Source organism: Pseudomonas sp. FW305-E2, from assembly GCF_058782925.1.
The window spans coordinates 1-19833 of the sequence record NZ_JBYSYE010000024.1; the positions used below are offsets into that span (position 1 = coordinate 1).

Here is a 19833-nt window from a genome sequence, read left to right on the forward strand (position 1 = left end):
ACTTGTACCTGCGGCGACAGGGCGACGACCTCGTTCCAATCGGCCTCGCGCACGGTGCGCATGTCGTAGCCCCAGCGCTCGAAATGCGCTCCCACGCCCAGGCCCACGATCACCTGCTTGACTTTGGGTTTGAGGGCCAGGATGGAGGGATAGTCCAGGTGGTCGTAGTGGTCGTGGCTGATCAGCAGCGCATCGACCTCGGGCATGTCGTCGGCCGTGTAGATGCTGGTGCCCTCGAAGGCCTTGTTCGCTGCCGGTATGGGTGCGGCGTTGGTGCTGAAGACTGGATCGATCAGGATGCGCTTGCCGTCCAGTTGGATGAAGTAGGCGGAATGGCCGAGCCAGACCACCAGGTCCTGCGCGGGGTCGAGCGCCTTGAGATCGGTCTTGATGGCGGGAATCGCGCCAGGCGGACGGGGTTGGCCCTTCTCCCCAAAGAGGGTCTCCATCCACATCGACAGCTCGGACTGGTCTGTCGTCTTCATGGGCGTGTCGATCTGGTTGCGGAACACGCCATCGGCATGGTTGGGCGAGTGTTCGATGCGCGCCAACCGTTCGCTGCTGGGCAGCTCCCCGAACACGGGTTGCTGCAAGTAGGCGAACACACCGACGACGCCGAGGATGGCGATACCGACAAAGGCCATGAGAAGTCGAGTCCAGAATCTTTTCATGCAGGGGATACCGTGGTGGGGGCCATCACGACAGCTTCGTGCCGGTGGCGCGGGCGAGTTCGGTCAGCAGCAGATCTTGGAACCGGGTGTCGTTGATGGCGGCATGCGGCTGCTCGCGCCGCTGGTGGTGCCAGTAGCCGCCGCTGGTCAGTGCTTCGGGATCGCCGCTGGTGGCGAGCCATTCCTGGGTCAGGTGGCCCAGTCTCAGGTCGTCGGGCGCGCTTGGGCCGCCCATCCTGGTCGGCACCCAGCCCGGATCAACGGCGTTGCTGTACACCTCGGGCCACAGCCGTGCGACGGCCGCTGCCAGCGTGGTCACGAAGAGCTTGCTGTCCGAGTAGCTCCCGGTGGACGTGCGGCCGGTCCAGTCCATGCCGGCCAGGCTGGCGCGTCCGCCCCGGTGCATGCTGCTGCTCAGGTAGATCAGGCGCTTGGGGCGCTGGATCAGCGACGTGAGCAGGTATGGTGCGACGACGTTGACGACCAGCAGTTGCGCGCCATTGAGGACGCCCGCGTTGTGGACGATGGCATCCATTGCGCCGATCGCATTGACCTGGCGGGCGAGATCGCGAATCTGCGCAAGGTCGGACAGGTCGCCGACCGTGGCGACGGCGCCATGGTCCACGAGTTCCTTCACGGCCGACATACGGGCTTGCGAGCGCACATGCACGACCACTTCGTGGCCCTGGGCCATCAAGGTCTTGGCCGTGGCGTAGCCCAGTCCATCGGCCGAGCCGGTAACGAAAACGCGCGCCTTGCCGCCTCGTTGTGCGTTGGGCATGAAAGCCTTATTTCGGGAGTCCGCCGGTGTCTGTGCCCTGGATGTCGCTGCACCCAGGAGTGAGCCGGCCATCAACGCCGAACCCAGTCCGACGCCTGCTGTGAGAAATGTTCGACGGTCCATGGGCATGTCCTCCTATCAGGCCGCCTGGGTTTGGATAGCCCGCGGCGGCATAACGTTATCGAGATGAAGCAGACGGCAGCCCCTTGCTGAACGCCTTGGCATGGAACACCGTCGCCCCTTGTCCTTTGTCCATGTCACTGGTGACGACGTACAGGTCGTTCCTGTCCGGGTGGATGGCCAGGCTGGTGGAGGCCAGGTTGTGGCCGCCATCGCGTCCGGGCAGCAGTACCTGGCCGATGGGAATGCCGTTGCGGTTGAAGACCAGCACGCGGCCTTGCCCGTAGATCGCTACGTACACATTGCCATCGGCGTCTGCGCGCATCGAGTCCGGTGCCGGGCCGACGAAGTGGTAGGCAATGGCCGAGCCGATGGGCGCGATGGTGGTGGCATCCGCCAGTTCGATTCGGTGCAGCAGGTTGCGACCAAACTCCGTTGCCCACAGCGACTTGCCATCGGGACTGAGCGCAAGGCCGTTCGCCATCGCAAGGTTGGGCAGGACGGGCTTGATGGTCAGGTCCGGCGAGGCGTAGTACACGCCGCCCTTGGGCTCGGTCGCATTCCCCTTGAAATCGGTGAAGTAGAAGCCGCCGCGCGCATCGAATACCAGGTCGTTGGGCATGTACCCGGCCACGGGCGGCACGATCGGCTGCAGGCCCGAGCCGTCCGGGTTCACCGCGTAGATCGCGCCCCGGTTCTTCTGGATGTCCAGTGCCGCGATGAAGAGGCGCCCGTCAGGATGGAAGGCCAACCCGCCCGGATGAAGGGCATCGAGGGTGACCACGGTGGACAACTGCTTGTCCGGCGTCAGGCGCAGCACGCGACGACCGCTCACGTCGCAGAAAAGCAGGTTGCCGCTGCCTTTGAAAATCGCACCTTCGAGGATCAGGCCCTCGTGGGAAACCTTGAACCAGGGTTCGGCCACGACCGTCTGCAAGGCGCGTTCCGAGGGTGGAATCGGAACGGCACTCTGCGTCTGTGCGTCGTAGGCCAATCCTGCGGCAGCGCCTTGCTGCGCCGATGCGGCCGACGTGAAGCCCATCCCGGCAACCAGGCAGACGGCGACCACCACTGCGCTTGCTCTGGATTTCTTGTTGGCGCCAGGCCTGCGCACGTGTGCGCAGGCCGGTTTGCAAATGGACGTCCGAATCATGGCGCCGCCCTTACCAAGGCTGGTTCGCAGGACCGATCGTGAACTCGTTGACTGTCGTGTCCTCGGGAAGATCGATGGCGAAGGCGACGACATCGGCGATCCGATCCGGGGAAATACCGTATTTGTCGTAGATGCCCTGCATCTGGTGGAGCGATTCCTTGTCGCTGAACGTGCTCAGCAGTTCGGTGTTGATGGCGGCGGGGTAGAGCGTCGCGGTGCGGATGTTCGTGCCTTCCATTGCTGACTCCATGCGCAAGACTTCCATGAAGTCACGCACGAACCACTTGGTACCGCCGTACACGGCACCGCCCGGGTAGGCCTTGAGCCCGGCGACCGAAGACACGGCGATCACGTGGCCAGACTTCTGCGCCACGAAGGACGGCAGCACTGCGGCCACGCCATTTAGCACGCCCTTGATATTGACATCGACCATTTGGTGCCACTCGGCGGTTTTAAGGGCCGACAGCGGCGCGTTCGGCATCAGACCGGCATTCAGGAAAACTACGTCCACGTGACCGAACGTGTCCTTGGCTAGCTTGACGATCGCGTCGTTGTCTTCCTGCTTGGTGACGTCCAGGGCCTGATAGATCGCCTGGCCGCCGCTTTGCTGGATCTCGTGCGCGATGCGCTTGAGGTTTTCTTCGCGGCGCGCACCTAACACGACCTTGGCGCCCTTGCACGCGAGCAGCTTTGCGGTTGCCTCGCCGATGCCGGCGGATGCGCCGGTGATGATGACGACTTTATCTTTGATCATGATGTTTCTCTGCCTCTGGTAGGTGCGCCCGCAAGGTCTGCCGGCGCGAAGAATCGTTGTTTCGCCTCAGTACACGGTGAAGCCGCCATCCACGACGAGGGCCTGGCCGGTCACGAAGCTCGAACCGGAACTGCACAGCCAAAGCACCGCGCCGGCGATCTCGTCGCCCGTGCCCAGTCGCTTCATCGGCAGGTCGCGCAGCAGGTCGTCCATCGCCAGCATTCCGCTGTCGAGCATCTTGGTGACCATTGGTGTGCTGATCGTGCCGGGGCACACGGCATTGACGCGCACGCCGCGGGTGGCGTATTCGAGGGCTGCGCTCTTGGTCAGTCCGATCACGCCGTGCTTGGTGCCGTGGTAGGCGGCCATCATGGCCCGCCCCGTGATGCCGCCGATGGACGAGCAGTTGACGATCGCGCCGCTGCCTTGCTTGCGCATCTGCTTGAGTTCGTGCTTCATGCAGGCCCACACGCCGCGCTGATTGATGGCGCTGATGAGGTCGTAGTCCTGCGCCGACTGATCGGCGATTTCCGAAGCAGGAACCTGGATGCCTGCGTTGTTGTAGGCGGCATCCAGGCGGCCGAAGGTGGCGACGGTACGCTCGACCATAGCCGCCACCTGGTCTTCATCAGCGACGTCGCAGACCACGGCGATGGCCTTGCCGCCAGCGGCGGTGATCTCTTCCACAGCCTTCAGCAGCGGGGCCTCCTCGCGGCCCGCCAGGGTGACAGCGGCGCCCGCCTTTGCGAACGCGCGCGCCGTATCCAGCCCCATGCCAGAACCAGCGCCGGTAACCAAGGCGACCTGCCCGGTGAAGTCGTAAGTGACGCTCATGGAAATCTCCTTGTCAGATCAAAAAATCAGGCCGCCAGCGATGCGTTATCGATCACGAAGCGGTACTTCACGTCGCCCTTGAGCATGCGTTCATAGGCGTCATTGATCTGGTCGGCACGGATCATTTCGATGTCCGCGACGATCCCGTGCTCGGCGCAGAAGTCCAGCATTTCCTGCGTCTCGGGAATCCCGCCGATCGCCGAGCCAGCCAGGCTGCGGCGCTTCAGGATCAGGTTGAACACCTCGGGCGACGAGTGCGGCGAAACCGGCGCGCCGACCAGCGTCATCGTGCCGTCGCGCTTGAGTAGCACGAAGAACGCATCGAGGTCATGAGGGACGGCCACGGTGTTGAGGATGAAGTCGAAGCTGTTGGCGTGCGCCGCCATCTCTGCGGGGTTGCGCGAAACCACCACCTCGTCGGCGCCTAGCGCCTTGGCCGCCTCGCGCTTGGATTCCGAGGTGGTGAACGCCACCACGTGCGCGCCCATGGCATGCGCGAGCTTGATGCCCATGTGGCCCAGGCCGCCGATGCCGACCACGCCCACCTTGTGGCCCGGTCCCACCTTGCAGTGGCGCAGCGGCGAGTACGTGGTGATGCCCGCGCACAGCAGCGGCGCCACGGCGGCGAGCTGCGCCTCGGGGTGGCGGATGCGCAGCACATAGCGCTCATGCACCACGACCTGCTGCGAGTAGCCGCCCAGTGTGTGGCCCGGCGCGTCGGACGTGGGGCCGTTGTAGGTGCCGACCATGTGGTCGCAGTAATTCTCCAGGCCTTCATCGCAGTCGGCGCAGTGCTTGCAGCTATCGACGATGCAGCCGACGCCCACCAGATCGCCGGGCTTGAAGCCCGACACGTGTGCGCCCACCGCCGAAACGCGGCCGACGATCTCGTGACCCGGCACGCAGGGATAGAGCGTCCCCGCCCACTCGGCGCGCACCTGGTGGATGTCGGAATGGCACACGCCACAGTAGGCGATGTCGATCTGTACGTCCTGCGCACCCGGCGCGCGACGGGTGATGGCTATGGATTCGAGGGGGTGGTCGCCGGCGGGGGCACCGTAGGCTTTGACTGTCATGTGTGATTCCTTGGATTGAGTGGGCTGGCCTCGCAGTGCTGGCCAGAATCAGTACGCCAGAAAGCGGCCCGCGACGATGACCCCCGCCCATACAAAAGCCGACACCAATGCGGAGACCTTCGCCGACAGCGGAGGAAGGGCATGCACATCCCAATCGGCCACCGTCCGGTAGATGCCCTTGTGGAAGACCAGCACATTGATGCCTGCGACAGCGATGAGTCCGAATTTCCATGGTGCAGCCTCGGCAGCGGCCACCACGGTCGCCTGGGCACTGAGCAGTGCGATACCCGTGGTCGCGACGATGGTCAGACCGATGTGGGAGACAGGCAGCAGACAGCGCGCGGCCATGGTCACGGGCACGATGCGGTGCCCGGTTCCCAACAGTCGAAGGTCGAAAGTGAAAGCTGGGCCGACAAGGAGCGCGATCCCAAGGATGTGGATTGACTCCAGCGCGGGATAGAGGTACTGGGCATTGCGTACCGTCTCGCCGAGTGCAGAGTCCTGCAGCACCATCAGCCACGCGCTGAGAAGTTCAGGCATACGCAGCAGCTCAGTTCCGTCCAGAGTTCGACAGCGGTGCGCGTACCGGGAGCGTGTTGCCGAGCACCTGGTTCACCGGCACGGCGTCATCCCCGTACCAGAACACGACCGGGCGAAACATGCCCTGATCCGTCCGATTGATGTAGCCGACCGCCTGGAAGCGCTCTCCGACGTTCAGCGCACGCCCCAAGCCCCATCTGCCCGACCAGGCCGGCGGGGCAATGATGACCTCCAGCTTCTGGCGGCTGCCCTTGTAGGAGGGCGCGGCGTTGACCCGCACACTGTCCTCGGGGTCCTGCAACTGCTCGGGAATCGCCAGCTTGGGCGTCTGGGCAGGCAGGTTGCGATCCAGGGTCACATCGAAAAGGGAGTGCGGGTTGCCCCAGACTCCTTTCGATGAGACCGTCCCGGAAATATAGACGAGCCGATCGGTGTCGAAGGCGGCCCAACCATGGTGCGCGAACGCCGGCGTTGTCGGCAGCAAGGCCAGGAAGAACGACGCGATCATCGCAAGCCTGGCGAGGCTGGGTAGGCGGTGAGTGTTCATGGTCTCTGCACTCCTGGCGTTCACTTGGCTGCGACCTGCTTCAGGTGTTCGCCGAAGAAGGCCGTCATCTTGTCGAAGGGGATCTTGTCCACGCGGTCGTACAGATCGATGTGGCTCGCTCCCGGGACGATCACCAGTTCCTTGGGCTCGGCAGCGGCGGCATAGGCGGTCTGGGCGAAGTACAGCGAATGGGCCTTCTCGCCATGCACGAACAGGATCGGACGCGGCGAAATCTCCTTGATGTAGGTCAGGATCGGCATGTTCATGAACGACAGCGGCGTGGTGATGGTCCAGGCATTGCCGGAGTTGACCGCGCGCGGGTGGTAGCCGCGCGGCGTCATGTAATACTCGTGGTAATCGACCATGAACTGCGCGTCGCCAGCCTTCACGTCCTTGTTGTAAGGCGGCTGGTAGGCAGGCTTGCCATTCGCGGCGTCCTCCCAGCGCTGCCGGCTCAGTTGCTCCAGCGTCTGCGCGCGCTGCTCCGGGGGCACGACGTCGTTGTAGCCCTTGGACATGATGCGGGTCATGTCGTACATGGTGCTGGCGACAACCGCCTTGACGCGCTTGTCGGCGGCCACCGCGTTCAAGGCGAAGCCGCCCCAGCCGCAGATGCCGATGACGCCGATGCGCTCGCGATCGACGTAGGGCTGCAGGCCGATGAAGTCCACCGCCGCCATGAAATCCTCGGTGTTGACGTCCGGCGAGGCGACGTTGCGAGGCTCGCCGCCGCTCTCCCCGGTGTACGAGCCGTCGAAGGCCAGCGTCACGAAGCCGCGCTCGGCCATGATCTGCGCGTACAGGCCCGAGGACTGTTCCTTTACCGCGCCGAACGGACCGCCGACGACGATCGCCGCCAGCCGCCGGTTCGCCCGGTTCTTGGGCAGGTACAGGTCGGCCGCGAGGGTGATGCCGTAGCGGTTCTTGAAGGCCACCTTCTTTTGATCGACCTTCTCGCTCTTGGGAAACACCTTGTCCCACTGCTGCGTAAGCCGTAAACCGCCAACGTCTTTGGTGGCAATTTCCGCAGAAGCTTGTGCCGTCTGTTCACCAAAAAACGCTGCCAAACCGACAAATATTGAGCCTTGGATAAGGCGCTTCAGAGACGGTCGTTGATCGCTATTCGAGATTTTCAGCGTGACTGTGTTCATGACTTCTTCCTATAACGTGAAGAGGTGTTTTCCAGGCGGCCGACACGGCTCATGTCTGGGATCAGTGATACCGTTTGGGCCGCCTGCTATCGGGATGCAGGCCTTGAGAGCGTACGCAGGTTGATTCGCGCGAGCGCCTTATGCAGAGCGATCTTTTCCATGAAGGGGCGTCGCAAACCGGGCTTTCTAGTTTTTGTCGAAAACGATTCGGACATCATCGCCACCAAGGACCTGGGCCATTCCGACAGGATCATCTATACGGCCGAGGCGTGTGTACGAATAAGGTGAGTCGAAGGTCAGATAGAAAACGACCAGTGTTTGTGAGCCGTAGAGCATCAGATCGCCGTTATGGATCGTGCCAGGTCGACTTGTACGGGTCGGAAGTTCTTTCGGCAGCTTCGCATGCTTTTCGTTACCATTTAGGTCGGCCATGTCGATCGTGAGCGGCAGTAAGGTGGCGAACACGGGCGGCTTCGGTATCAGCCAAGGTGATTGCGAATCGATGTTCACCGACCATCATCCACATATGTACCTCCGCTGATTGAACAGTGTCTGCGATGCCGGAAGGCGCAGCCGACATCTTGGGTTGGGCGGCGTCGCAGCTTCCAAGCACGATCAGACCAAACAACAGGCTCAGACCGTGTAGCGTTTGCCGATACGAGGCGTTGCGGCGCTTGGCGGGCATATGACGGCCACTGCAAGGAACACTATGCTTCATGCTCATCGCGGTCTCCTTGTGTCATGCGTGGTTCAGGCTGACGCTAGTCGGGTTTTCGATCGCGATGTCAGGAATGTCAGGAAGGCCGCGCCCAGCAGCATGGCTGCGCTTGCCACGAAAGTGCTTTGGTAGCCTGTTGAGTCAAACAGTAATCCGCCGATGGTCGAGCCCAACGCGATGGCCAGTTGAATGACCGCTACCATCAGGCCGCCGCCGGCTTCGGCATTTTCAGGCATGACCTGGGCAACCCAGCTCCACCAACCTACCGGTGCAGAGGTCGCCATCAGCCCCCATAAGCCGAGTAGCACCGCGACCGCTGCGGCCAGGGCACCGAATGGAATCAGCATCACTGCGACGCCTGCCATCAAGACAGGAATAGCGACCAGCGTCCCATACAGGCTGTGCCTGAGGACGTTGCCAATTAGTACAGTACCGATGAAACCAGCAATGCCTATCACAAGCAGGATGAGCGAGACCGCAGAGACGCTCACAAGGGGCACGGTCTCGAGGAACGGCCGTACGTAGGTAAATAGTGCGAACTGGCCCATGAAGAAAGCGCCGCATGCGGCCATGCCCAATGCAATTGATCGGTTCTTGAGCACTTTGAAGACATTGGCGGAACCCGTAGACCGGTTCGTATGTTTCATGGGGGGCAGACTGGCCCACTGCCAAACCAGGGCGATTCCTGCCACCGGTACCAAGCAAAAGAAAGCGCCACGCCAGCCTATGATCGAGCCGAGATAACTGCCTAAAGGGGCTGCGATTACCGTAGCGAGCGCATTGCCACCATTGAAGATCGCTAGCGCCTTCGGCACTTGCGCGGCCGGCACCAATCGCATGGCTGTTGCGGCGGACATCGACCAGAAACCACCAATCACCACGCCGATAAGCGCGCGACCGGCCATATACACTGCATAGTTCGAGGCCAGTGCGACCACGGCTCCCGATAGTGCCATGACACCAGTCAGCATCAGCAACAGGGTCTTGCGATTCATGCCTCCGGCCAATGCGGAGATCGACAGACTAGTGAGCACTGCGAACGCGCCGGAGATCGCAATGCCTTGACCAGCCATGCCCTCGGAGACATTCAGATCTGCTGCGATTGGGGTGAGCAAGCTCACAGGCATAAACTCGGATGCAATCAGTGCGAAGATGCACAAAGACATCGCAAACACGCCTGCCCAATTGGCGGGCTGGCCACTGGTGTCTTGCTGTATGTGGGTCGCCTTTGCGGCTACGGTACTTTTGGGGGAAGCCATGATCGTCTTCGTTATCTCGATTGACTGGTAATCCTTGCCACAGCTTGGTAATCCACGACCTTCGTGTGAGCTAGCCGTCCGGACGATGGGGGAGGGCGAATGGAGCTACTTAATCACTTCGATCCGAACGCTGAACTCGCCGTCCATACTTGCCAATTGCTTCAGCCCGGAGGTGAAGCGGCCAAGGTGGATCAGATCATTGGAATGTCGAAAGTCACGGTAATAGGCGACCAGATTTCCCCACGGCGCATACAAGGCGAAGTCACCCACTGATGGGGTCAACCCGAAAGTAGCGCTTGTGGTCGAGAGCTTGCGTGGCGGATAAGCAATCTTCTCGACGCTGTTGTAGTCGCTGAACTTCAATGTCAGCGGCAGCATGGAGACCAGGTCGCGGGTGCTCGGATTGTCTATTAGCTCCACCAGTGCTTCGCCGCCGTTGAAGCTCATCTTTATCGTGGTCACTTCATTCGTCCTGTTCGACAGGGTTGCATTCTCGTGAGTGGGCGCAGTCTGAACAGTGCCTGTATGGGTCTGATCTTGCCGTGCAACTGCGCCAAAACTCACAGACAGGGTGGCTGCAAGCAGGGCGCCGGTCAGCGCGTTGGTGCGCCTTCTCTTCGTTTTCACTCTCCAGGCTCCAGTGGCTTACGAGCTGATTACGCACCGCCCCCAATGCCTCGGCTAGGAGCTCCTAGTTCATGCAGGACGGGTACACTTCGGCCATGTCGAAAAACGGATGTCACGACCGGAAGCATCGCGAATTGTTCGCAGGCTCGTCGCACGGTCCGCGCCGCGATCGTAGTGACCGGGGCTGTTGCCCATCCAGTCAACGTCAGGGTCAGAGACCTGAAGGCTACGGGTAGGCAGCCAAGTGAAAAGGCCGCTCCTAAGGCTGCTATTCCCGTAGTTTCCTAAAAACCGCGGCGACCTGCCGTTACGGTAAATATTCTTGCAGCCTTTTGATCATTTGGAGGTGAAGTCATGTTCGATCCCTGCAAGTCATAAGGAAGCAGAAAAGCCTTCGGCCCTGCGGTACGCATGCTCCTGATTATGGGCCCATACGGTTCTGAGAATTCCAAGAAGGAGTTTTATGTAAACACTTACTTTGGCATGTCGCTAGCTAATCGATTCTTAAAGGGCCTATTAGCTGCACTAATCAGTATTTTGTGGGACACTTGAGCGATGGTCAGGCGTAATCTCAACGATCTTTTGTCATTCGTAACGATCGCTCGCGAAGGCAGCTTCACACGGGCTGCTTCGGTATTGGGCGTGACTCAGTCTGCCCTCAGTCAGGCGATCAGCGGGCTTGAGGCCAGGTTAGAGATTCGTTTGCTCACGCGAACCACGCGTAGCGTGTCGCCTACGGCAGCAGGTGAGCGCTTACTGAAAGCGATCGGTCATCGTTTTGACGAGATCGAGGCAGAGCTCGACGAACTGACCGAAATGCGCGATAAGCCTGCAGGTACTGTGCGTATCACCTGTGGAGAACACATTCTTAGAGCGTACCTACTCCCCAAGCTCACGCACCTGCTGCGCGAGTATCCCGATATCAAGATGGAATTCGATATCAATTATGGTTTTCGAGATATCGTGGCCGACCGTTTCGATGCAGGCGTACGCTTAGGAGATACCATTGACAAGGACATGATTGCGGTGCCAATAGGTCCTCGATTGCGGATGGCTGCTGCGGCCTCTCCGATGTATTTTGAAAGCCAGCCCATTCCCAAGAGTCCACGCGACCTGTTGAAGCACAGCTGCATAAATCAGCGTATGCAAACAGCGGGAGGGTTGTATGTCTGGGAGTTCGAGCGCCAGGGGCAGCAGTTGAATGTACGGGTGGATGGCCAGCTGGTTTTCAACACGTCTCCCAGCATGGTTGATGCAGCTTTGGCAGGTTTGGGCATCGCATTTCTCCCGGAGGAGGAATTCGCACCGCATCTGGAAAATGGCCGCCTCGTTCGAGTGTTGGAGGACTGGTGCGCTCCGTTCCCCGGTTACTTTTTGTATTACCCAAGCCGCCGTCAGCCGTCGCGTGCCTTCACTTTAGTGATGAATGCCCTTCGCATGTGAGGCAACGTGATCGAGGCGGTCAGCGTTCATGCTTACCACGGTTGGCGGAAAGCTCGAGCGGTGTGTCTACATCCAATCGCACGCCAGGGTCATCGACCTCGATCATGATACAAGCATGCAGGTTGCTCTGGATCACCTGTTTGCTGTCCTGATGCCCTTGCAATTGTGTCAGCGCTCGCCAGAACTGACGGCCGAAGATCACGGGATGGCCGCTTCCCCCGGTAAAGGGGAACGATGATCCGTGTGCTGCTGGCATGCCTGCGCAGACGTTGCAGTGTTCCAAGGCATATCCAGGGCACGTCCCCAGCATCACTGCTACTGCTTCGGTCTGGCTTGTAGCGAAGAACTTCAAAGGTCTTTGGGCGCCTAAGGATGACACCGATTCCAGTCTTCAGCAGGCATGTTCAGCCAGCGCATCCAGCGGCAGGTGCAAACTATCGTCAGCAGCAAATGCTTCTAAAAGATACTCCACCACCACGCGTACACGAGGGGCGATCAGGGCGCGATGGGGATACTGGATCACCATCTCATAGCTACCTGGATGATGCTGCATGTGGAGTACGACCTTCAACCTGCCGGCCATCAAATATTTCCAAGCCAGGTGAACAGCGACCTGTGCTACGCCAATGCCGTCGCATGCCGCTTCGACCAGAGTTTCCGGTGCGGAGAGCGTCAAGACCGCCGAATCCGTCGGGTCAAGGGTGGTGATGCTGCCGTCGGCTGCCCGGAAGCTCCAGGCATCCACCATGCCGCTCAGGAACCGCCGTGCGACCAGTCGGTGGTGCGCCAGATCCTCGACGGCGCGCGGCACTCCCTGGCGAGCGAGATACCCGTCAGACGCGACCAGCACCGTGTTGAGGTGACAAACCGGACGCGATACCAGCGCGGAGTCCCGGATGTGGCCACCACGCAGGCCCAGGTCATAACCGTCCCCCACGAGATCGACCACGCGGTCGTCGAAATCTACGGCGATCGACAATCCCGGGTAGCGCGTCAGCAGGCCGGGCAGGACGGGCATTAAATGCTCCCGGCCAAAGGCGGCGCTCGTGGAGATGCGCACACGTCCGTTAGGTTCGGCGCGCTGCGCAGCAACCGCATCGACAGCGGCATCGAGAGCTTCCAGGGCTACCCGTGCCTGGCGAAGAAATACGGTGCCCTCATCCGTGAGGCTGAGGGTTCGCGTCGTGCGGTTCAGCAGACGCACTCCTAGGGCGGCTTCCAGACTGGCGACGGTCTTGCTGACTGCGGCGGACGAAACACCCAGCACGCGCGCAGCGGCCGCAAAGCTGCCGGCGTCCACGGCCTGGACAAAGGAAAGGATGGCTCTTACCCGATGCGACGAATCCATGAAATCTCCCTTGCTGAGGCCGGTCCACGCGAAGCGGCCGCACTACTATCAACCCTAGGTTAATAGTACAACAACCAACTCCCTACTTACGGTTGATTGTTAAGGCCGGCACCATGCACACAGCATCTGCAAAAGGAGAGTTCCGATGTCTGTTTGCATCATCTACGACAGTGGCACCGGCCACACCAAGAAACAGGCCGAGGCCATCGCCCAAGGCGTCCGCAGCGTTCCCGGCGCTGAAGCCCAATTGATCGCCGTGGCTGACGGCCCGATCGACTGGGAAGCGCTGGCGGCCAGCGACGCCATCATCTTCGGCTCACCCACCTATAACGGCACGATCAGCGCCCGGTTCAAGAAGTTCATGGAGGACTCGACCCGGACTGCCTGGGTGCCGCAGACCTGGCGCAACAAGATCGCCGCCGGCTTCACCAATTCCGGTTCGATGCATGGTGACAAACTCAATTCGTTGATCGCTCTGGCGCTATTCGCGGCGCAGCACGGCATGGTCTGGGTCGGCCTGGACCTGTTCCCGGGCAAGAGCAACGACGAGCTGAACCGCGTGGGCGGCTGGCTGGGCGCGATGGCGTTCTCCAAGGACGAATCGCCCGAACTGTCCCCCATCAAGAGCGACTTGGACACGGCCCAGCACCTGGGCAAGCGCGTGGCCGAACTGGCCCAGCAATTCAATGCTGGACGCGGCTGATACAGAAAGGACCTCATTATGAAGACCTTGAGCTATGCAGCTCCATCCGCGACGGATGCCTTGGCTCCGTTCCAGTTCGAGCGGCGTTCACCGCGGCCCGATGACGTCGTGCTGGATGTCCTCTACTGCGGTGTCTGCCACACCGACCTGCACATCGCGCGTAACCACGGTGGATATACCCGCTATCCGGTCGTGCCCGGTCACGAGATCATCGGGCGCGTGACCCAGGTAGGCAGCGGCGTCACCCGCTTCAAAGTCGGCGACATCATCGGCGTCGGCTGCATGGTCGATTCCTGCCAGCACTGCAATCCGTGTCAGCAGGGCTTTGAGCAACACTGCGTGGAAGGTGCCACCTTCACCTACAACGGCACCGATCGACACGACCACCAGCCGACCTACGGCGGTTACTCGAAGCAGATGGTCGTGTGCGAAAAATTCGTCCTTCGCATCCCCGATGGGCTCGACCTAGCCGGCGCTGCGCCGCTGCTGTGCGCCGGTATCACCACCTGGGATCCGCTGCACCAGTGGGGCGCGGGTCCCGGCAAGAAGGTTGCTGTCGTTGGCCTGGGCGGCCTGGGCCACATGGCCCTGAGGCTGGCCAAGGCACTCGGCGCCGAGGTCACGCTGTTCACTCGTTCGCCCGGCAAGGAAGAGGATGCCCGTCGTCTTGGGGCCGGTCACGTCGTGCTGTCGAGCGATGCACAGCAGATGGCGGCCGTGGCCGGCCAGTTCGACCTCATCGTGGATACCGTGCCCTACGAGCACGACGTCAATCCCTACCTGCCGACGCTGACCTTCAACGGCACGCTGGTACTGGTCGGCTACATGGGGCCGCTGAATGAACCCGTGGCGGCGGGCGCGCTGGTGTTCGGCCGCAAGGCCATCGCTGGCTCCTTCATTGGCGGCGTCGCGGCGACGCAGGAGATGCTGGATTTCTGCGGCAAGCACGGTGTCGTGTCGGACGTCGAGGTGATCCCGATGCAGCAGATCAACGAGGCCTACGAGCGCATGCTCAAGAGCGACGTGAAGTATCGGTTCGTCATCGACATGGCATCGCTCCAGCAGGAAGAAGCGTGAGATGAGTACGGCGGCTGGCATCTCGGTACCGGCCCCGACCACAAGAAGCACAAAGCATGAGTAACAACCCTGACATCCAGGAGACCGACCCGTTGTTTCGGATGATCGGCGCCGTCACCCCGGTCCTGGTGCCATACACCAAGGGCCGGATCGTCGATGAACTCTGGAGCCGGCCCAGTCTCGCGGCACGGGAGCGCGCCATCGTCTCGGTGTCAATCCTGGTGTCGCGCAATGCCAGCAGCGCTTATGTCCACTACCTGAACAAGGCGCTCGACAGCGGCCTGCAGCCGGCCGAGCTGTCCGAGCTTCTGGCGCACCTGGCGTTCTATACCGGCTTTGGCTACGCCTTCGGCGCGGTCGGCGTGCTCAAGGGCATCTTCGATGAGCGCGGCATTGGCGTCGATCAGTTGCCGGGGACTGCGCCCGAACTGCTGGCGATGGAAGATGTCCTGCCCGATGCGGCCGAGCGCACTGCCGTGCTGGCGGCCGACGCCGCCCCGGCTTCAGAGGCATTGCAACACTTCACCGACGAGCTGCTGCATGGCGAGGTCTGGCGGCGCCCGAGCCTGGCAGCACGTGACCGCGCGCTGGCGACGATTGCCTCCCACTCTGCCCAAGGGCAATCGGCATCACTGCCGGCCTACCTGGGCCATGCGCTGAAACTCGGAGTGACCAAGCAGGAGATCGGCGAGCTGCTGGCTCATGTCGCCTTCTACAGCGGATGGGGCAATGCGATCCAAGCAGCTCGAGTCATCACTCAGCACTACGGAAGCGATTCTTTCTGAGCGAGTGGAAATCGGTACGCCGTCATGCTTGGGTGAGGCGGATGATCTGCTTCGCGCAGTAAGCACCAGCAAGGATCACTCCGAAGAGCCTTAAAGTTTGCATGGCAAGAACGAAACTCACGTCGGCATGGGTTTCGATCGCGATGATCGCCATTATGTCCATACCTCCCGGACTGGTAGCGAGGTACATGGAGAGAAAGTCTCTCTCGAGCATGTGGGCCAACAACCATGCGCAGGCCGCGCAGAGCAGGATAAGCCCCAGTGCGCTCACAATCATTGTCGGTAGAAGCTTCCATACATAACGCAACGTCGGCTGATCGAAACGCAGACCCACATAACAACCAATGACACCATAGGCAAAGGCAAGCAGCCAGTCGGGTAGGGCGACAGTCGAAATATCACTCAACTGCAGGGTGCTACCGAGCAATAGGGGCACTAGAAGTGACCCGGCAGGTAGTTTCGATCCCATCATGATGCCCACGATTATCACCGAAAGGCTGATGATTAGTTGGACCAGTCCGGGCGCAGTGGGCAGAGAGGAGACGTTGATGTTCGCCTGTGCAGGGCCGGTAGCGCCGAGCAAGTGACTGACGAGCGATCCTAACATGATGACGCAAATGACTCGTACGTATTGCATAGAGGCGACAACACGTGAATCCGCACCGTATTCTTCGGCCATGGACACCATCGCGGAGGCGGCGCCAGGGGCAGTGCCCCAAGCAGCAGTGCTGCCGGATAAACCACCAAAGCGTACCGAAGCCAATCCTACGATCATGCTCAGGCCCATCGTGACCACCGTCGCTGTCAGCATGATGGGCCACGATTTCGCCAGCGCTCCCAACATCGACCAAGTCACCGAGTGCGCTACCAGCAATCCTATGCAACCCTGGCCGAATCGGAATGCATAGCGGTGCAGAGTGAGGCCCATCCCACATACGCCAAAGATAATGGCTACCAACAAGGGACCGAGGAACAGGCCGGCTGGAATTGCGAAAGTATGGAGCAAATGGCCTGCAACGGCAGCGCAGACCGCCAAAGCCAACCATTTGGTGAAATGGCGATAGGTAGCCAAGCTAGGGCCCAAGGTCAGCAACGTCGATCACTCCAGGAGTGGGAAGGTATGAGAGTCGTGTGAAAAGTATCGACGTGTGAAACTTTGAAGTCTATTTTCTACTTTTGATTAATTCATAACTGGCATTCATGAATCATGGATCTCCGTGACCTGACCTATTTTGAAACGATTGCCGAGGTGGGGCACCTCGGGCGGGCGGCCGAAAAGCTCAACCGCAGTCAACCAGCTTTGACGAAAAGCATCCAGCGGTTGGAGGGGGCCCTGGGCGCTCGGTTGTTTCAGCGCGAAGGTCGTCGGATCAAGCTGACGGAGGTAGGAAAGCTACTTCTCATGCGCAGTCGACAATTGCAGTTGAGCATTGCGCAGACCCAACGGGAGGTCCGGGATTTTGCTAGTGGAGTAATTGGCAACATACGTTTGGGATGTGCGGCCAGCATGGCTGACTATTTACTGCCACAGCTCACTGCGTCTCTGCTGGAGCGAGCACCTGAGGTCACTTTGAAGCTGTCCATTGGCATGGACGATGTATTGAGGGAGTCGTTGAGATCGGGGCGGCTTGACGTCATCATTTGCCCGTTGGTCATGGAGGATTCGCAGTTCCGTACCTATCCGATTCTGCAAGACGAGGCCATTGTGGTTGCGAGTGCTGACCATCCCATTTTTTCGAGCGCCATTGGGCTAAAAGACTTATGTCAATACCGTTGGGTACTGCCAGCCCCTTCGGTTACTGCCAGGCGATGGATCGACAATATTTTTGTTTCGCGACAACTGCCTCCACCCGTTGTACAAATCGAGACCAACTCGATTTCCTTGCTTCCCCGTCTCATCGCGCAGACGCAGCTGCTCAGTTTCCTTGCGAGGGAAACATTACAGCAAGGTCAGGGGATGTCGAGATTGCGAGAGGTACCTTTGCTTGAAACAACGCGGACTCGAACAGTGGCTGTCACAGTAAGGGCCGATGGGTATTTATCGCCGGCGACCCGTGCTTTGGTCGAGCTTTTGACGGAAGGGGAAGGGCGTTTTTTTAGTGAGGGTTAAGCGCTCCCCAACGATAGGTATCTAATTTCTGAAAACGTTGTGAGCACCGCCTCCTTCTGAGGGCGAAAGAACATCACAGTCCCAGCTTATCCTTTCCCTGTAGCCATTGACTCAAATGCATACGAAAATCCTGTGCTGCTGGTGTCAGTGAGTGAATGCGTGAGTGATAGAGGCAAACCTTTCGTACGACGTGAGGTTGCATGATCGGTCGCATAATTAGATTGAGCCGACTGGCTAGTAGGCCGACATAAGCCGGGGCTATGAGCACTCCCAACCCTTCGACAGCCATCCCAAAGGCAGTTGTTATGTGTTCTACTATGTGCACAGGGGTGATGCGGTCTTTTTCATCGTATTCGCCATATGTCAACGAGATCGTACGTTCATAGTCTCGTCCGGCAACAATAAGTGCTTGATCTCTCAAATCTGACCATGACACGACTTGGCGATCAGCGAAGCTATGGCTCGGTGAAAACCAAAGTACCCATTGGCTTTCGAAAAGGTCAAAACGTTCGACATCGTCGTTGACTGGCCAATCGGGACCGATGGCCAGTTCTACGGAGCCGTTGCTGACATTCTCTACCAGGTTTTCAACCGAAGAGTCCCGGATGCGAATGAGCACATCGGGATTTCTTAATGTATAAGCTTTTACAGCGGCGGGTAAAACGGTGCTGGCCAGAATTAGAGGTGCTGCGACGCGGACGATTCCGGCGGTGCAGTCTCGCACATTATCCGCCACAGCTTGCGCGAGCTCCATATGCGCCAATACGCTTTTAGCGGAGGTGTAAAACTCTCCGCCAGCCAGAGTGATCGATACGCTACGCGTTGTCCGGTCGAACAAACGAAAACCTATGGCAGATTCCAGCTCGCTAACTAGCTGGCTGATAGCTGAAGAAGATAAGTTCAACTTTTGGCCCGCTTTTGCAAAGCTGCCCATGTCGGCGACAGCGATGAAAGCTGTTAGTTGTCTCGTCGTGAATCTAGGCAATGGCATAGGGGTTTCGTATTGTCAAAATTTTCTTAAGAATACATTAGAAAGCATTGCTTGTCGATCCGAGACGCTCCTAGCAGACTTGGAGTCAGCCCGCGGCAAAGAGCAAAAACACTCTGCTGTACGCTTGGCGCCACCGTCGAACGATCGGTGCGTGGAGCGTCTGTAATACCGCTGTGCATAGGCAAACTGTGTGAGAGCCGACTCTGTTCGCTCAATGAACGTTCTACAACAATAAGGAATAGATGCATGAGACGTTTCGAAGGTAAGACTGTTGTGGTTACAGGTGCCGCAAGTGGTATTGGGGCGGCCTGTGTGCGCCGTCTCTGGGAAGAGGGCGCATCCATCGCACTGGCAGATCGCGACCAAGCCGGTATCGAGAGCCTGCTGCTAGAACTCAATGACGACGCACGAGTCTTCGGATCGGCATTGGATGTCGCCGATGAGCAGCAAACCACGGCATTCGTCGAGCAAGCGAGAAATAAGTTCGAGCATTTGCACGGGCTGATCAATTGCGCAGGTATCAAGGGTGTCGGCAATGTCCTGGACTGCGATTCTGATAACTGGAAAAACGTGATGTCCGTAAACTTGGATGGTACATTTCTCATGTGCCAGGCGTTTGCACGTGCCGTACAGCACGATAATACGTCGCGCGCCATTGTGAATATTTCGTCAGGCGCGGGTGTAATGGGTGTGCCGAACCGGCTACCCTACGTAGCCTCGAAATTCGCTGTGTCGGGTATAACCCGTACCATGGGCGCGGAGCTGGGGGCTTACGGTATTCGTGTCAACGCCATAGCCCCCGGCATGATTCAGACTCCATTCACTGCCTACATGTTGGATGATCCTGAGAAAGCCAAGCGCATCGGTGCGGCTCATGCCGTAGGGCGAGTGGGGCAACCAGCCGAAGTTGCTGCGGTGGCGGCATTTCTCTTGACTGATGATGCAAGTTTTATGACAGGCGCTGTTGTTGCGGTAGATGGTGGCCAGACAGCTTGCCTTCCTGCGGTATGACGGTCGGGGGAAAGTTTGACCTTCACTTATGATCGCTACAGCTGCCCTTGCTGACTCACCTTGCTTTGGTTCGCAGCTCATGTGTCTCTTATTTGCGACCTGAGTTCACTAGCGGCAGATGGTAGTGATTTCAT

22 protein-coding genes are annotated in these 19833 nt (G+C 59.7%); 6 read left to right on the plus strand and 16 right to left on the minus strand.

Features of this window, described 5'->3' with window-relative positions:
* From AC3WLP_RS17580 to AC3WLP_RS17635, 12 genes are all read right to left on the minus strand, one after another.
* On the minus strand, positions 1 to 644 hold a 644-nt coding region (locus AC3WLP_RS17580; protein WP_492576167.1), incomplete at its 3' end, for an MBL fold metallo-hydrolase.
* A 52-nt stretch (positions 645 to 696) separates the two neighbouring features.
* A complete protein-coding gene (locus AC3WLP_RS17585) occupies positions 697 to 1452 on the minus strand; it encodes an SDR family NAD(P)-dependent oxidoreductase (protein ID WP_256596088.1) in 756 nt (251 codons plus the stop codon).
* Positions 1453 to 1630: 178 nt separating this feature from the next.
* The gene (locus AC3WLP_RS17590; protein ID WP_207238227.1) at positions 1631 to 2725 is read right to left on the minus strand and encodes an SMP-30/gluconolactonase/LRE family protein; all 1095 of its coding nucleotides are present in this window, start codon (positions 2723 to 2725) and stop codon (positions 1631 to 1633) included.
* 10 nt (positions 2726 to 2735) lie between these two features.
* The gene (locus AC3WLP_RS17595; RefSeq protein ID WP_088512804.1) at positions 2736 to 3479 is read right to left on the minus strand and encodes an SDR family oxidoreductase; all 744 of its coding nucleotides are present in this window, start codon (positions 3477 to 3479) and stop codon (positions 2736 to 2738) included.
* A gap of 66 nt (positions 3480 to 3545) precedes the next feature.
* Complete coding sequence (locus AC3WLP_RS17600) at positions 3546 to 4313, minus strand: SDR family NAD(P)-dependent oxidoreductase (protein WP_088512803.1); 768 nt, start codon at positions 4311 to 4313, stop codon at positions 3546 to 3548.
* Positions 4314 to 4339: 26 nt separating this feature from the next.
* A complete protein-coding gene (locus AC3WLP_RS17605) occupies positions 4340 to 5389 on the minus strand; it encodes an NAD(P)-dependent alcohol dehydrogenase (protein WP_088512802.1) in 1050 nt (349 codons plus the stop codon).
* A 48-nt stretch (positions 5390 to 5437) separates the two neighbouring features.
* Positions 5438 to 5929 carry a DUF6644 family protein gene (locus AC3WLP_RS17610; protein ID WP_088512801.1) on the minus strand — a complete coding sequence of 164 codons (492 nt, stop codon included), beginning with the start codon at positions 5927 to 5929 and terminating at the stop codon, positions 5438 to 5440.
* Positions 5930 to 5939: 10 nt separating this feature from the next.
* Complete coding sequence (locus AC3WLP_RS17615) at positions 5940 to 6476, minus strand: DUF6152 family protein (RefSeq protein ID WP_088512800.1); 537 nt, start codon at positions 6474 to 6476, stop codon at positions 5940 to 5942.
* A gap of 20 nt (positions 6477 to 6496) precedes the next feature.
* Positions 6497 to 7627, minus strand: coding sequence for an alpha/beta hydrolase (locus tag AC3WLP_RS17620; protein ID WP_088512799.1), 1131 nt, complete (start codon positions 7625 to 7627; stop codon positions 6497 to 6499).
* Positions 7628 to 7813: 186 nt separating this feature from the next.
* Positions 7814 to 8137: a cyclophilin-like fold protein gene (locus tag AC3WLP_RS17625; RefSeq protein ID WP_306299047.1), complete on the minus strand. Its 324-nt coding sequence runs from the start codon at positions 8135 to 8137 to the stop codon at positions 7814 to 7816.
* A 240-nt stretch (positions 8138 to 8377) separates the two neighbouring features.
* The gene (locus AC3WLP_RS17630; protein WP_207238230.1) at positions 8378 to 9511 is read right to left on the minus strand and encodes an MFS transporter; all 1134 of its coding nucleotides are present in this window, start codon (positions 9509 to 9511) and stop codon (positions 8378 to 8380) included.
* Between the two features lie 198 nt (positions 9512 to 9709).
* Positions 9710 to 10231 (minus strand): cyclophilin-like fold protein, encoded by a 522-nt coding sequence (locus tag AC3WLP_RS17635; protein WP_256596087.1) that lies wholly within the window; start codon positions 10229 to 10231, stop codon positions 9710 to 9712.
* Positions 10232 to 10786: 555 nt separating this feature from the next.
* On the opposite strand from AC3WLP_RS17635, the gene AC3WLP_RS17640 reads away from it, so the two are divergent.
* A complete protein-coding gene (locus AC3WLP_RS17640; RefSeq protein ID WP_088512797.1) occupies positions 10787 to 11674 on the plus strand; it encodes a LysR family transcriptional regulator in 888 nt (295 codons plus the stop codon).
* A gap of 19 nt (positions 11675 to 11693) precedes the next feature.
* Here AC3WLP_RS17640 and AC3WLP_RS17645 read toward each other — a convergent pair whose 3' ends face one another.
* On the minus strand, positions 11694 to 11957 hold the full coding sequence (locus tag AC3WLP_RS17645) for a glycosyltransferase family protein (protein ID WP_143516715.1): 264 nt from the start codon (positions 11955 to 11957) through the stop codon (positions 11694 to 11696).
* A gap of 108 nt (positions 11958 to 12065) precedes the next feature.
* Positions 12066 to 13022, minus strand: a complete 957-nt coding sequence (locus AC3WLP_RS17650) for a LysR family transcriptional regulator (protein WP_088512795.1) — start codon at positions 13020 to 13022, stop codon at positions 12066 to 12068.
* Between the two features lie 145 nt (positions 13023 to 13167).
* Between AC3WLP_RS17650 and AC3WLP_RS17655 the strand changes: the two genes are divergently transcribed.
* From AC3WLP_RS17655 to AC3WLP_RS17665, 3 genes are read left to right on the plus strand one after another with little or no spacing between them, the layout of a single operon-like run.
* Positions 13168 to 13725: a flavodoxin family protein gene (locus AC3WLP_RS17655; protein WP_088512794.1), complete on the plus strand. Its 558-nt coding sequence runs from the start codon at positions 13168 to 13170 to the stop codon at positions 13723 to 13725.
* 15 nt (positions 13726 to 13740) lie between these two features.
* The gene (locus tag AC3WLP_RS17660; RefSeq protein ID WP_218279753.1) at positions 13741 to 14802 is read left to right on the plus strand and encodes an NAD(P)-dependent alcohol dehydrogenase; all 1062 of its coding nucleotides are present in this window, start codon (positions 13741 to 13743) and stop codon (positions 14800 to 14802) included.
* A 56-nt stretch (positions 14803 to 14858) separates the two neighbouring features.
* The gene (locus AC3WLP_RS17665; RefSeq protein WP_088512792.1) at positions 14859 to 15587 is read left to right on the plus strand and encodes a carboxymuconolactone decarboxylase family protein; all 729 of its coding nucleotides are present in this window, start codon (positions 14859 to 14861) and stop codon (positions 15585 to 15587) included.
* 22 nt (positions 15588 to 15609) lie between these two features.
* Here AC3WLP_RS17665 and AC3WLP_RS17670 read toward each other — a convergent pair whose 3' ends face one another.
* A complete protein-coding gene (locus AC3WLP_RS17670; RefSeq protein WP_371919710.1) occupies positions 15610 to 16659 on the minus strand; it encodes an AbrB family transcriptional regulator in 1050 nt (349 codons plus the stop codon).
* A gap of 135 nt (positions 16660 to 16794) precedes the next feature.
* Between AC3WLP_RS17670 and AC3WLP_RS17675 the strand changes: the two genes are divergently transcribed.
* Positions 16795 to 17697 (plus strand): LysR family transcriptional regulator, encoded by a 903-nt coding sequence (locus AC3WLP_RS17675; protein WP_088512790.1) that lies wholly within the window; start codon positions 16795 to 16797, stop codon positions 17695 to 17697.
* Positions 17698 to 17770: 73 nt separating this feature from the next.
* On the opposite strand, the gene AC3WLP_RS17680 is transcribed toward AC3WLP_RS17675, so the two are convergent.
* Entirely contained in the window at positions 17771 to 18688 is a 918-nt protein-coding gene (locus tag AC3WLP_RS17680; protein WP_088512789.1) for a LysR family transcriptional regulator, read from the minus strand.
* 246 nt (positions 18689 to 18934) lie between these two features.
* On the opposite strand from AC3WLP_RS17680, the gene AC3WLP_RS17685 reads away from it, so the two are divergent.
* Positions 18935 to 19699, plus strand: coding sequence for an SDR family NAD(P)-dependent oxidoreductase (locus AC3WLP_RS17685; RefSeq protein WP_088512788.1), 765 nt, complete (start codon positions 18935 to 18937; stop codon positions 19697 to 19699).
* Positions 19700 to 19833: the final 134 nt, after the last annotated feature.

What these genes read in the sequence shown, in the direction of transcription:
- AC3WLP_RS17585 (WP_256596088.1), bottom strand. Translation starts at nt 1,452, where the DNA reads ATGCCCAACGCACAACGAGGCGGCAAGGCGCGCGTTTTCGTTACCGGC.
- AC3WLP_RS17590 (WP_207238227.1), bottom strand. Translation starts at nt 2,725, where the DNA reads ATGATTCGGACGTCCATTTGCAAACCGGCCTGCGCACACGTGCGCAGG.
- AC3WLP_RS17595 (WP_088512804.1), bottom strand. Translation starts at nt 3,479, where the DNA reads ATGATCAAAGATAAAGTCGTCATCATCACCGGCGCATCCGCCGGCATC.
- AC3WLP_RS17600 (WP_088512803.1), bottom strand. Translation starts at nt 4,313, where the DNA reads ATGAGCGTCACTTACGACTTCACCGGGCAGGTCGCCTTGGTTACCGGC.
- AC3WLP_RS17605 (WP_088512802.1), bottom strand. Translation starts at nt 5,389, where the DNA reads ATGACAGTCAAAGCCTACGGTGCCCCCGCCGGCGACCACCCCCTCGAA.
- AC3WLP_RS17610 (WP_088512801.1), bottom strand. Translation starts at nt 5,929, where the DNA reads ATGCCTGAACTTCTCAGCGCGTGGCTGATGGTGCTGCAGGACTCTGCA.
- AC3WLP_RS17615 (WP_088512800.1), bottom strand. Translation starts at nt 6,476, where the DNA reads ATGAACACTCACCGCCTACCCAGCCTCGCCAGGCTTGCGATGATCGCG.
- AC3WLP_RS17620 (WP_088512799.1), bottom strand. Translation starts at nt 7,627, where the DNA reads ATGAACACAGTCACGCTGAAAATCTCGAATAGCGATCAACGACCGTCT.
- AC3WLP_RS17630 (WP_207238230.1), bottom strand. Translation starts at nt 9,511, where the DNA reads ATGTCTTTGTGCATCTTCGCACTGATTGCATCCGAGTTTATGCCTGTG.
- AC3WLP_RS17640 (WP_088512797.1), top strand. Translation starts at nt 10,787, where the DNA reads ATGGTCAGGCGTAATCTCAACGATCTTTTGTCATTCGTAACGATCGCT.
- AC3WLP_RS17650 (WP_088512795.1), bottom strand. Translation starts at nt 13,022, where the DNA reads ATGGATTCGTCGCATCGGGTAAGAGCCATCCTTTCCTTTGTCCAGGCC.
- AC3WLP_RS17655 (WP_088512794.1), top strand. Translation starts at nt 13,168, where the DNA reads ATGTCTGTTTGCATCATCTACGACAGTGGCACCGGCCACACCAAGAAA.
- AC3WLP_RS17665 (WP_088512792.1), top strand. Translation starts at nt 14,859, where the DNA reads ATGAGTAACAACCCTGACATCCAGGAGACCGACCCGTTGTTTCGGATG.
- AC3WLP_RS17675 (WP_088512790.1), top strand. Translation starts at nt 16,795, where the DNA reads ATGGATCTCCGTGACCTGACCTATTTTGAAACGATTGCCGAGGTGGGG.
- AC3WLP_RS17680 (WP_088512789.1), bottom strand. Translation starts at nt 18,688, where the DNA reads ATGCCATTGCCTAGATTCACGACGAGACAACTAACAGCTTTCATCGCT.
- AC3WLP_RS17685 (WP_088512788.1), top strand. Translation starts at nt 18,935, where the DNA reads ATGAGACGTTTCGAAGGTAAGACTGTTGTGGTTACAGGTGCCGCAAGT.